An 11,427-nucleotide genomic window follows, 5' to 3' on the forward strand; every position below is an offset into this window, starting at 1 on the left:
ACCGGAGTCACTCAGTCTCGGGGCAGCCGACCGGCAGCTGCTCGAACCGGTCGGGCAGGAGCGATGAGTAGTCCTCGGCTGTGACCGGGCCGCCCGTCAGGGCACCCCCCGGAAGCGGCACCTGCACCGGGCCTGCGCTGCTCACGATCAGCACAGACCCCACGCCCGCTACGGACGTCACGGTCAGCACGATCTGACCCACGGCGGCCGGCAGTCGTTCCGCGCTGATGGGCGTCTCGGGGGCGACCGCCACCTGGGCTGTGCCCTCCGCGACGTCAACCAAAGTGAGTGCCGACTCGGGTGGAATCGCGGTGGAACGTCCGGCGGCACGAGCGTCCTCGGTGGGCCCCGCCGCGAGCTCTTCGAGCAGACGCGCGGCGGCGAGCTCGGGCGGCTGGTCACACGAGGCCCCCGCCGCCGACGGAACCAGACGTTCGTCGCCGACGAGCCAGAACACCATCGGCACGGGCCCGGGAACCGGGCTGCCCTCCGCATCGCGCGACGACGGAGCACCGGACTCGAGCAGGTCGTAGGGAACGGTCTCGCCGTCGACCCTGGTGACCGAGCCCTCCCCCGGCAGGCCGCACGACGACAGCAGCGCGGTCACGAGCAGAGCAGCCACCGTGGTCGCGGTGCGCCCCGGCCGCCGCCGGCTCACGAGGGCTCCGCCTCGGTGGTCGGCAGCCTCATCACGAAGCTCGCGCCGCCACCCGCTCGGGCCGTGCACCACACGTCCCCGCCGAGGTTGCGGACCGTCTGTTCCACGATGCTCAGCCCGAGCCCGCTGCCCGTGCCGACCTTCTCGCCGCCCGCACGAGCGAACCGCTCGAAGATCCGCCTCCGGTCCGCCGGGGCAACGCCGGGGCCGCGGTCCTCGACGCACAGATCGACGAACCGACCGTGGTCCACCACGCGCACGCCGGTCAGGCCTCCGCCGTGGAGGTCGGCGTTCTGGAACAGGTTCGTCAGCGCACGAACCATCTGCGACCGGTCCACCTCGACCAGCGGGCCCGAGGTCTCCGCGGAACCAGCGTCCAGGACACCGAGCGGGCGGTCGCTCGACAGCAGCGCCTGACGTACGAGGGTGAGGGCTCCGATGACGGTCGGCTCGGCCTCGTGAACGTGCGCGTCGAGGCGTCCCAGTATCAGCAGGTCGGCCAGCGCACGGCGAAACCGAGCGAGCTCGTCGGCCATCAGCTCCACGGCGTGTGCCGTCCGGGGGGAGAGGTCGGGAGCGTCCTGGAGAAGACTGAGACTGGTCGTCAAGGTCGTGACAGGAGTGCGCAGCTCGTGGCTGACGTCGGCGGCGAAGCGTGCGTCCTGCTGGATGCGCTCGCGCAGCGCATCCACCATGTGGTTGAACGAGCCGACGAGGACCGCCAGGTCGGGGTCGTCGGTGTCCTTCAGACGCGCGCCCAAGTCCCCTGCCGCGACCTTGACCGCTGCCGTGGTCACCTCGCCCAACGGAGCTAGCACTCGGCGACTCGATGCGCGTCCGAGCAGCGCCCCGGCCACCGTCGTCAGGCCCGCACAGACGGCCAGCGCGAGGCCGAGTGTCCACAAGGTGCGATCGAGCTCTTCGGCCACCGAGACCTCGTAGTACTCGGCGTCGACGGCCGGGAGCGGGATGCCCACCACCACTGCGTGCGGGTTCGTCTTGTCCGTCCAGGCGACGCCGACGGACCCCTCGGCCACGATCGGCTGCACGGCAGAGGTCAGCTCGGGACCGGCGCTGTCCAAGGATGACGAGTACCACTCACCGTGCCGGCGGACGTAGATGACGGCTCCGGCCGGCGGTGAGAGGGAGCCGAGTACGTCGCTGACCTGGGCCCCCGACGTCAGCAGGCTGTCTCGGACCAGCGCCCCGTCCGCGAAGGCCTGGCGCGTCGCCGTCCGCTCGCGCTGGTCCAGCAGCAGGTGCCGCGAGACGAAGTAGGTTCCCAGCGCCAGCGCTGACGAGAGCGCCAGCGCACCGATCGCGAACGCGAGCGTGACCGTCGAACGCAGACCTCGGGTGGCGCCGGCCGGCCTCATCGGAGATCGAGTCGATAGCCGAGCCCGCGCACGGTGACCACTGTCATGGGGGCGCTGGGCTCGAGCTCGAGCTTCTTGCGTAGTCGTCGTACGTGGACGTCGACGATCCGCTCGTCGCCGAAGAACCCGGCGTCCCAGACGTGCTCGAGCAGGCTGGAGCGGCTGAGCACCCGCCCCGCGTTGTCGGCGAGCACGCTCAACACGCGGTACTCGGTGTTGGTCAGGTGGATCTCCTGGCTCCCGCGGGTGAGCGCCCCAGCACCCCGGTCGAAGACCAGTGGGCCGTTCTGGCTGTCGAGAACGAACACGTCCTGGGTCTCCGCCGGTCCGGTGTCTCCCATGGACGGTCGCCGCAGCAGGGCCTTGAGCCTGGCCTTGACCTCTGCCACGTCGAAAGGCTTGGTGACATAGTCGTCGGCCCCAACCTCCAAGGCCGCCACGATGTCGTCGACACCATCCCTGGCGCTGACGACGACGATGGGTGCCTCGGTCGCAGGACGAGCGCGCCTGATGAAGGAGAACCCGTCCATGCCCCCGAGCATCAGGTCGACCAGCATCAGGTCGACGTCACAGCCGGCGACCGCCTCGAGGGCCTGCTCGGCGTTAGAGGCCTCCATGACGTCATAGCCCTCGTCCTCCAGGACCATCCGCAGGGAGGCGCGCAGGCCCGCGTCGTCCTCCAGCACCAGGACCCGGGTCGCCATGCGGGCCATGGTCCCACCGCGGCCCAGCCCCTCAGGCCGAGGCAGTGGTGAGGCCGCCGATTGTCACGAGACTGCAAACAACCCGACGACGCTACCGTCACGCCCGGTTGTCAGGGTCTCAAGCACGATGCGAGGAAGGGACAAGACAGTGACGCACACCGACCAGATCGAACTGGTCAGCCTCGAGTGCAGCGGCCTGACACTCGCGCACCCGGCCGATGACCTCCGGGGGCAGACGGTGGTTGACCCGCACCGCCATCGCGTGGGCAAGGTCGATGACCTGATCATCGACCGCGAGGAACGCCGCCCGAGACTCCTCGTCGTGACCTCCGGCGGGATCCTGGGCCTCGGGACCACCATGCGCCTGATCCCGGTGGATGCCGTCGTCCGGGTCGACGAGCAGGTGCACATCGAGGCTCCTCACACGCAGGTCCACTTGGCCAGATCCGACGCGGAGGTCGACCCCACGCGGGCCTACCGTGAGATGTGCGCCAGTTACGGGTACTCACCCTTCTGGGGCCCTGGCTACATCTATCCCTACTTCCTCGGGCGCACCGGGGGGCCGTGACGGCCCGCGGCGCATCTCCGCGTTGGGGCCGGCCGGGCGCCCGAGGAACCGCACCCGGCCACACCAGGAGGACCCATGACGTCACCCGACGCCACGCGCGACCGCGATGCAGGTGGCACTGACGCTGCCAAGGCCCACGCCGGACACGAACGGCGGATGTACGTCCGGTTCGGGCTGATGCTCGCCACCTCCACGGTGGTCATGTTCGCGCTGACCTACACCAACGCCTTCTCGACCGAGCACATCCGGTGGAGCGAGGAGCGCTTCTACATGGCGCTCCTGATGGGCGCAGCGATGGCGCTGGTGATGCTCGCGTTCATGCGCAGCATGATGTACAAGAACCGGGCACTCAACGCGGTGGTGGTGGCCATGGCGCTCCTGCTCGGCGGCACCGCGCTCTACCTCTCCCGCTCTCAGGCGCTGGTCGATGACCAGGCCTACATGAAGGGCATGATCCCGCACCACTCCATCGCCATCCTCACCAGTGAGCGTGCGGACATCGACGATGTCCGGGTGCGCGAGCTGGCGGACGGGATCATCAGAGCCCAGCGCAAGGAGATCAAGGAGATGGACTGGCTCATCGAGGACATCGAGGACAACGGCCCGGCCACGACTGCTGAGGAAGCCCGACGACGTCCGGTCCCCGACTTCGAGGGAGAGGCCGCCGGGCTGGGCCTCATCGGCATCCTGGTGAGGGCGTTGCAGACCCTCCATGAGGCTCGAGCAGCGTCCGCAGTTGCCGCAGCCCGCTCCTGACCCGCCGTCCAGGTCCTCGAAATGGACAACACCCGGTCCTGGGCCGCAGGTCCGGGTGTCGCCGATGTCCTGAGACATCACAGAGTGGCAGGTGCAGGATTCGAACCTGCGTAGGCATACGCCGACGGATTTACAGTCCGCTCCCATTGGCCGCTCGGGCAACCTGCCTGGGTTGTCACCGCCCTGCCCCGACCTGGCCTTGGCCGGGCGACAACGAGGCGAAACAATAGCGCAGCGCGGACCGCGTCCGAGAATCAGCAGAGCTACACCAGCGCACCACAAGGAGCCCTCGCATGGCCGACTCGTCGTTCGACATCGTCAGCAAGTTCGACCGCCAGGAGGTCGACAACGCGCTCGGGCAGACCGCCCGCGAGATCGCGACCCGCTTCGACTTCAAGGGCACCGGCGCCACCATCGAGTGGAAGGGCGAGCAGGCGATCGAGATCAGCGCCTCCGCCGACGACCGAGCCTCCGCCGTGCTCGACGTCTTCAAGCAGAAGCTGGTCAAGCGCGACGTCAGCCTGAAGGTCCTCGACGCCTCCGACCCGCGGCAGTCCGGCACCGAGAGCAAGATCGGGATCACCCTCAAGGAGGGCATCTCCTCGGAGGACGCCAAGAAGATCAGCAAGCTGATCCGCGACGAGGGCCCCAAGGGCGTGAAGGCGCAGATCCAGGGCGACGAGCTGCGTGTCTCCTCCAAGAAGCGCGACGACCTCCAGGCCGTGCAGCGGCTGGTCAAGGAGCAGGACTACGACTTCGCGGTGCAGTTCACCAACTACCGCTGAACCCGGGCGTGCGCAGGTCCTGGCCCCGCCTGGCGGTCAGAAGACCGACACACCCGTCAGCGTCGTGAAGAGGTCCAATGCGGCCACTCCCGCCACGGAGTTGCCCCGCTCGTCCAGGCCCGGACTCCACACGCACAGCGTGCAGCGGCCCGGCACGACGGCGATGACACCGCCGCCCACGCCGCTCTTGCCCGGCAGGCCCACGCGGTAGGCGAAGTCGCCGGCCGCGTCGTACGTGCCGCACGTCAGCATCACCGCGTTGACCTGTTTCGCCTGGCTCCGGGTGAGCAGGCGGGTGCCGTCGGCGCGGACACCGTGGCGGGCGAGGAAGGTGGTCGCGAGGGCGAGATCGGCGCACGACGCGATGAGGGAGCACTGCCGGAAGTACTGGTCCAGCAGGGTCGGCACCGCGTTGTCGATGTTGCCGTACGACGCCATGAAGTGGCCCAGCGCCGCGTTGCGGTGGCCCTGCGCCGCCTCGGAGGCGGCGATCTGGGCGTCGAAGTCGAGGCCCGGGTTGCCGCTCTCCGAACGGAGGAAGGAGAGCAGCTCCCCGGCCGCATCGCCGGTGTGGGTCTGGAGGCGGTCGGTGACCACCAAGGCTCCTGCGTTGATGAACGGGTTGCGCGGAATGCCGTTCTCGTACTCCAGCTGCACCAGGGAGTTGAACGGGTTGCCGGAAGGCTCACGACCCACGCGCTCCCAGAGGGCGTCGCCCTCCCGGGCCAGGTCGAGGGCGAGGGTGAACACCTTGGTGATGGACTGCGTCGAGAACGGCTCCTGCCAGTCCCCCACGCCGTACACCGTGCCGTCGAGCTCCGCCACGGCCATGCCGAAGCGACGTGGATCGCAGGCGGCCAGTGCCGGGATGTAGTCGGCGGACCGGCCGCGGTCCGGGATCCGTTCGATCTCCTCGGCGATGCGTTGGAGGACCGGCTCGAACGTGGGGGACGACGTCGTTGTCATGGTCGCCATTGTGTGCGGTGAGGGCCCGTAGAGTCCGCGCCATGGCGCGCCGCAACGGGGTCTCGCAGACATGAGCGCGCGCCCGGCCGCCAGCGCCTCGATCGACGCGCCCCTCGACCTGGTCTGGGCGGTCATGCTCGACACGTCGTCGTACGGCGAGTGGAACCCGTTCGTCTACCGCATCGACTGCGAGACCCTGCCAGCGGTCGGTGTGAGGGTCGTGCTGCACGTGCGCTGGGCCAACGGGCGGTCGACCAGGTCGCCGGAACGGATCACCGACCTCGAGGGGCCGCTGCATGAGGACGGAGTGGCTACGGCGAAGCTCTCGTACGCCTACGAGGGCCTGCCGGACAAGCTCGGACTCGTCCACAGCATCCGTCACCAGTGGCTGCGCCAGGAAGGTGACGGCCCGACCGTCTACACCACCGAGCAGGAGCTGACCGGTCCCATGGCCCGCTTCGCGGGCCCGGCGCGGATCGCCGACGGTTTCCGCAGGCACGCGGAAGGGCTCAGGGCCAGGGCGCAGGACCTCAATCCCCCGTCGACCCGAGGCTGAGCGCCCGCAGCCCGAGCCGGACCGACGGGTGCCGCATCGCCCGCGCCAACGTGGTGTCGCCGCTGACGACTCGCTCGAAGGACCGCCAACCGACCCGGGTGCCGGTGAGGAGCGCGTGGAAGGCGGCCGGCCGCCGCTCGAACGCGACCCGGCAGGCCTCACCCGCCTCCATCTCCGGGACCAGCTGGTAGCGGATCGCTGCGGCGTACGCCGCCTGCAGGTTGTCGGTGGCCCGCGCCGCGATGGCGCCGGCGAGCGAGCCGGAGCGGGCCGCGAAGGAGATGCCCTCCCGGGTCCAGGGCTCGAGCAGGCCAGCCGCGTCGCCCGCCAGCAGGATCCGGCCCCTGCCGAGCGGGCTGCCCGGGGTGCGGCAACGGGTGAGGTGGCCGGAATCGTGCAGGACCCGCTGCCGGTCCAGGCCCTGGGCGCGCACGAACGCCCGGAGATAGTCCCTGGTCGTTTCCGGTCGCCCTCGCTCGGCGATCACCCCCACGGTGAGCGAGTCCCCCTTGGGGAACACCCACGCGTAGGAGCCCGGCAGCGGACCCCAGTCCAGGTGGACGCGCTCGGCCCACTCCTCGCCGCGGTCGCCCGTCTCGAGCTCGAGCTCCAGTCCGAGGTCGACGCGCGCCAGCCGCACCCCGACCTCCCGGGCGGCCCGGCTGGACGTCCCGTCCGCCGCGATGACGTGGTCGGCCCGGATCGGGCCCTGGTCGGTGTGGACGACGACCTGCTCCGGCCCGTCGACGACGTCGCCGACCCGGCACGGAGCGCGCAGCTCCGCGCCGGCGGCCACGGCCCGGTCGACGAGCCACTGGTCGAGCTCGCTGCGCGCGGTCATCGAGAGGAAGGGGGCCGTCGCGGTGCGCTCCTGGTGCCTGCCGCCGCGCAGCGTGAACGACGCGCGGGTGATCGACATTCGCACCGGCGGACCCGCGGGCAGGGCGCCGGCACCGGGCCCGATCAGTCCGCCGCCGCAGGTCTTGTAGCGAGGGAACTGCGCGCGGTCGAGGAGGACGACGCTCGCTCCCGCATCGGCGGCCGCGCGGGCGGCCGAGCTCCCGGCCGGACCGGCACCGACCACGGCGACGTCGTACTGATCCACGTCGCCGAACCTACTCAGACCGGGACGACGACCGCGCCCCTCGACATCGTCAGCCACACCCTGGAGCCCTCATCGACCCCGATGTGCTTCTGGTGGCTCCGGGTCATGCTGACCACGACCTGGTCACCGCCTTCGAGGGTGACGGTGAGCTTGACCTCGAACCCGACCCGAAGAACCCGGGTCACGGTGCCGGCGACCTCGCCGTTGCCGAGCGGGCGCATCGCGACCTCGAGGTCGTGGGGACGGACGACGAGGCCGTTGAACCGAGTGACCTCGCCGAGGAACCCCATGACGAAGTCGTTGGCCGGTTCGTCGTAGAGCTGCTCGGGCGAGCCGATCTGCTCCACGCGACCCTCGTTGATGACCACGATCTCGTCGGCGACCTCGAGGGCCTCCTCCTGGTCGTGGGTCACGAACACCGTGGTCACGTGCACCTCGTCGTGCAGCCGGCGCAGCCAGTCGCGCAGCTCCTTGCGCACCTTCGCGTCCAGGGCCCCGAACGGCTCGTCGAGCAGCAGCACGGTCGGCTCCACCGCGAGCGCCCGGGCCAGCGCCATCCGCTGCCGCTGACCACCGGAGAGCTGGCTGGGCATCCGGTGCGAGAACTGCGAGAGGTGCACGAGCTCCAGCAGCTCCTCCACGCGGCGTTCGACCTCTGCCTTGGGGCGTTTGCGGATCTCCAGGCCGAAGGCCACGTTCTTGGCCACCGTCATGTGTTTGAAGACCGCGTAGTGCTGGAAGACGAAACCCACATTGCGCTTCTGCGGCGGCAGCCGGGTGGCGTCGGTGCCCTCGATGCTGATCGATCCTTCGTCGGCACTGTCCAGCCCGGCGATGATCCGCAGGAGGGTGGACTTGCCACCACCCGAGGGCCCGAGCAGCGCGGTCAGCTGGCCGGTCGGGATGGTGACGTTGACGTCGTCCAGGGCGACGAAGTCGCCGAACTTCTTCGTGACACCGGTGATGTCGATGCTCATGACTGTTCTCTCACTCTTCGGTCTTGGGTCGCAGCAGCGCGACGACAACGAGGCAGGCGATGCTGACGAGGACGAGGAGGAAGGCGATCGCGTACGCCTGGTCCTGGGCGAAGTTCTGGTACTTCTCCTCGACCATGAGGGTGGCCGTCTGGGTCTTGCCGCTGATGTTGTTCGACACGACTTTGACCGCCCCGAACTCGCCGACGGACCGGGCCGTGGCCAGCACGACGCCGTAGACGACCGCCCACTTGATGCTGGGCAGGGTGATCCGCCAGAACGTCTGCGGTGCGGTCGCCCCGAGGCTCCGCGCCGCCTGTTCCTGGTCGTCGCCGATCTCCGTGAGGACGGGGACGACCTCACGGATGACCAGCGGCAGCGCGACGAACGTCGTCGCCATCACCAGACCCGGCGTGTGGAAGATGACCTGAACGCCGTTGTCCTCGAGCGTCGGGCCGATCCAGCCGTCCCGGCCGTTGTAGACCAGGATGAGCGCGAGACCGACGACGACCGGAGACACCGACAGCGGGAGGTCGATCAGCGCCGAGAGCAGCCGCTTGCCCGGGAACTCGTAGCGCACCAGCAGGATCGAGATGGTGACGCCGAAGACCAGGTTGATGACGATCGCCGCCAGCGCGACCCGGCCCGTCAGCAGGAGCGCGGACTGGACGTCAGGCTCCTGGAGGGTGTCGAGCAGGTTGGCCGCACCCTGCTCGAAGGTGCGGAACGCCAGCAGCCCGGTGGGCCACGCGACCAGGAGGAACACGTAGCCGACGGCCAGGAGACGCAGCGCCCAGCGAGCGGGAGTGGAGACCTCAACCACGGCGCGCCACCCGCCTCTGGACGATGTCCAGCACGACGATGACGACCAGCGCCACCGCGAGCAGGACCGAGGCGAGGGCCGCGGCCGAGGCATAGCTGCCGTTCTCGATGAACGACAGGATCCGCACGGACGCGACCTCCGTCTCGAAGGGCCGGCTGCCGCTGAGCAGCACCAGGGAACCGAACTCCGAGATCGCCCGGGCGAAGCTGAGTGTCGCGCCCGCGATGATCGCCGGGAACAGGCTCGGCAGGATGATCCGCCGGAAGATGGTGAGCCGGCCGGCGCCCAGCGAGGCAGCGGCCTCCTCGACGTCGGCGTCGAGCTCCTCGAGCACCGGTTGGACCGTCCGGACGATGAACGGCAGCGTCACGAACGCGAACGCCAGCAGGACCGAGTTCGGCGTGAACGCCCAGTTGACGCCGATCGGGCTGTTGGGCCCGTACAACGCGAGCAGCACCAGGCCGGCGACGATCGTCGGGAGCGCGAACGGCACGTCGATGATCACGTTGAGGACTGCCTTGCCGGGGAACCGGTCACGGACCAGCACCCAGGCAATGACCGTCCCCATCACCACGTTGATGGCCGTGACGATCCCGGCCTGTCGGACGGTGAGGGTCACCGCCGCCCAGGTCTGGTCGTTCTGGAGGATGGTGAAGTAGCTGTCCCAGCCACCCGCCGCGGCGCGCGCGACGATGGCGGACAGGGGGAGCAGCACCAGCACGCTGAACCAGAGCATCGCGATGCCCAGACCCAGACCGGCGCCGCCCGTGAGCGTGTTGCGCGGGGTCGACCTCTTCGCACGCCCAGGCCGGCGTCCCTCGGGGGACGCCGGCCCGGTCGTGTCGATCGTCGCCCCGGAGAGGGCGGTCGACATGGTCGTCTACTCCTCGCCCTGCTTGCCGAGGTCCTGCTGAAGCTTGGTGATGATGCCGAGCGGGTTGCCCTCCTCGCCGTCACCGAAGTACTTGCTGTTGGCCTCGCCCCAGCCGTTGAACACCTCGTCGATGGTGAAGAGCGTCTCTGGGGCGGGGAACGGGGCGGCAGGGTCGTTGGCACCCTCGACCTCGGGGATCTCCACCCCGTCCACGACGGGCCGGAGACCGAACCCGGCGTAGACCGCCTGGGCCTCAGTGCTCGTCATGTATTCCAGGAAGGACTTCGCCGCGTCGCCGGCGTCGGTGGTGACCGCAGCCGGGTTCTCGATGAGCAGGGTGTCCGAGGGGACCACGTAGTCGATGTCGGCACCGCTCTGCTTGGCCAGGATGGCCTCGTTCTCGTAGGAGAGCAGCACGTCGCCGCTGCCGTCGGTGAACGCCGTGGTCGCCTCGCGGGCGGAGCCCGGCAGCGCGATGGTGTTGTTGAGCAGTTTGGTCAGGAACTCGGTGCCGGCGGCCTCGTCGTCCGTGCCACCGGTCGCGTGGGCCCACGCGGCCAGGATGTTCCAGCGCGCCCCGCCCGACGACCCCGGGTTGGGCGTGATGATCTCGACGCCCGGCTCGACGATGTCGTCCCAGCCCTCGATGCCCAGGGGGTTGCCGGCGCGGGTCACGATCACCACGACCGAGGACGTGGCGATCCCGTTGGTCGCGTTGTCCTTCCAGTCCTCGGCGATCAGACCCTCGGCGGAGAGCCGGGTGATGTCGGGCTCGAGGGAGAAGTGCACGACGTCGGCGTCGGCGCCGGCGAGCACCGCACGGCTCTGGTCACCCGATGGTCCGTAGGAGCCCTCGAACTCGACACCGTCACCGGCGTCGGTGGCCTTGAAGTCCTCGAACACCTGCTCGTTGGCGGCCTCCATGATGGAGAACGCGGTGTAGTTGATGGCCTCGCCATCGCCGCTCTCCCCGCTTGCGTCCCCACCGCAGGCACTCAGGGCCAGCACCCCGGCGGCGACCAGCGCGGCCGCAGCCTTGACGTTCTTCCTCATGCGCCTTCTCTTTCCGGTCGTGCCGCTCCCGAACGCAGCAGTCGTCTGTTAAGTCGATAAGCATAGGCGACTTAGGTGTCTAGATGCGAATTGACCAGGCGCGTCTCGCGTCACGTGTCCACGACCGAAGGTTCGAGGAGACACGCCCCGAGCGCCGACTATCGTGAGTTCCGGCCCTCCGCGCAGAAACTGGAACGAGTTCAGTTCTTGGACATACCGCGGGTACGAT

At 69.5% G+C, this 11,427-nt stretch carries 13 protein-coding genes and 1 tRNA gene; 4 read left to right on the forward strand and 10 right to left on the reverse strand.

Annotated elements, in window-relative coordinates:
- Positions 1 to 7: 7 nt before the first annotated feature.
- Genes ACYVC6_RS00075 through ACYVC6_RS00085 form a run of 3 tightly spaced genes read right to left on the reverse strand, consistent with a single transcriptional unit; the run spans position 8 to position 2,738 of the window.
- On the reverse strand, positions 8 to 658 hold the full coding sequence (locus ACYVC6_RS00075) for a GerMN domain-containing protein (RefSeq protein ID WP_460709680.1): 651 nt from the start codon (positions 656 to 658) through the stop codon (positions 8 to 10).
- Positions 655 to 2,034 carry a HAMP domain-containing sensor histidine kinase gene (locus ACYVC6_RS00080; protein WP_460709682.1) on the reverse strand — a complete coding sequence of 460 codons (1,380 nt, stop codon included), beginning with the start codon at positions 2,032 to 2,034 and terminating at the stop codon, positions 655 to 657. Before ACYVC6_RS00080 ends, ACYVC6_RS00075 begins: the two co-directional genes overlap by 4 nt.
- On the reverse strand, positions 2,031 to 2,738 hold the full coding sequence (locus ACYVC6_RS00085) for a response regulator transcription factor (protein ID WP_460709684.1): 708 nt from the start codon (positions 2,736 to 2,738) through the stop codon (positions 2,031 to 2,033). The genes ACYVC6_RS00080 and ACYVC6_RS00085 overlap by 4 nt, the downstream gene beginning before the upstream one ends.
- Positions 2,739 to 2,886: 148 nt before the next feature.
- On the opposite strand from ACYVC6_RS00085, the gene ACYVC6_RS00090 reads away from it, so the two are divergent.
- Together ACYVC6_RS00090 and ACYVC6_RS00095 are read left to right on the forward strand one after the other, a co-directional pair.
- Positions 2,887 to 3,306, forward strand: coding sequence for a PRC-barrel domain-containing protein (locus tag ACYVC6_RS00090; protein ID WP_460709686.1), 420 nt, complete (start codon positions 2,887 to 2,889; stop codon positions 3,304 to 3,306).
- Positions 3,307 to 3,381: 75 nt separating this feature from the next.
- Positions 3,382 to 4,062, forward strand: coding sequence for a DUF305 domain-containing protein (locus ACYVC6_RS00095; protein WP_460709688.1), 681 nt, complete (start codon positions 3,382 to 3,384; stop codon positions 4,060 to 4,062).
- 85 nt (positions 4,063 to 4,147) lie between these two features.
- Here ACYVC6_RS00095 and ACYVC6_RS00100 read toward each other — a convergent pair.
- A tRNA-Tyr gene (locus tag ACYVC6_RS00100) sits at positions 4,148 to 4,230 on the reverse strand.
- A gap of 125 nt (positions 4,231 to 4,355) precedes the next feature.
- Between ACYVC6_RS00100 and ACYVC6_RS00105 the strand changes: the two genes are divergently transcribed.
- Positions 4,356 to 4,847, forward strand: coding sequence for a YajQ family cyclic di-GMP-binding protein (locus tag ACYVC6_RS00105; RefSeq protein ID WP_460709690.1), 492 nt, complete (start codon positions 4,356 to 4,358; stop codon positions 4,845 to 4,847).
- 36 nt (positions 4,848 to 4,883) lie between these two features.
- Here ACYVC6_RS00105 and ACYVC6_RS00110 read toward each other — a convergent pair whose 3' ends face one another.
- Positions 4,884 to 5,813: a glutaminase gene (locus ACYVC6_RS00110; protein WP_460709692.1), complete on the reverse strand. Its 930-nt coding sequence runs from the start codon at positions 5,811 to 5,813 to the stop codon at positions 4,884 to 4,886.
- Positions 5,814 to 5,883: 70 nt separating this feature from the next.
- Here ACYVC6_RS00110 and ACYVC6_RS00115 point away from each other — a divergent pair, with 70 nt between their 5' ends.
- A complete protein-coding gene (locus ACYVC6_RS00115) occupies positions 5,884 to 6,369 on the forward strand; it encodes an SRPBCC domain-containing protein (RefSeq protein ID WP_460709694.1) in 486 nt (161 codons plus the stop codon).
- On the opposite strand, the gene ACYVC6_RS00120 is transcribed toward ACYVC6_RS00115, so the two are convergent.
- From ACYVC6_RS00120 to ACYVC6_RS00140, 5 genes are read right to left on the reverse strand one after another with little or no spacing between them, the layout of a single operon-like run.
- Positions 6,344 to 7,474, reverse strand: coding sequence for a geranylgeranyl reductase family protein (locus tag ACYVC6_RS00120; RefSeq protein WP_460709696.1), 1,131 nt, complete (start codon positions 7,472 to 7,474; stop codon positions 6,344 to 6,346). The two genes, ACYVC6_RS00115 and ACYVC6_RS00120, sit on opposite strands and share 26 nt — an antisense overlap.
- A 14-nt stretch (positions 7,475 to 7,488) precedes the next feature.
- A complete protein-coding gene (locus tag ACYVC6_RS00125; protein ID WP_460709698.1) occupies positions 7,489 to 8,451 on the reverse strand; it encodes a sulfate/molybdate ABC transporter ATP-binding protein in 963 nt (320 codons plus the stop codon).
- A gap of 10 nt (positions 8,452 to 8,461) precedes the next feature.
- A complete protein-coding gene (locus tag ACYVC6_RS00130; RefSeq protein WP_460709700.1) occupies positions 8,462 to 9,271 on the reverse strand; it encodes a sulfate ABC transporter permease in 810 nt (269 codons plus the stop codon).
- Positions 9,264 to 10,145 (reverse strand): sulfate ABC transporter permease subunit CysT, encoded by an 882-nt coding sequence (gene cysT, locus ACYVC6_RS00135; RefSeq protein ID WP_460709702.1) that lies wholly within the window; start codon positions 10,143 to 10,145, stop codon positions 9,264 to 9,266. Before cysT ends, ACYVC6_RS00130 begins: the two co-directional genes overlap by 8 nt.
- A 6-nt stretch (positions 10,146 to 10,151) precedes the next feature.
- Positions 10,152 to 11,198, reverse strand: coding sequence for a sulfate ABC transporter substrate-binding protein (locus ACYVC6_RS00140; RefSeq protein ID WP_460709704.1), 1,047 nt, complete (start codon positions 11,196 to 11,198; stop codon positions 10,152 to 10,154).
- Positions 11,199 to 11,427 lie beyond the last annotated feature (229 nt).

It is taken from the genome of Nocardioides dilutus, assembly GCF_054779555.1.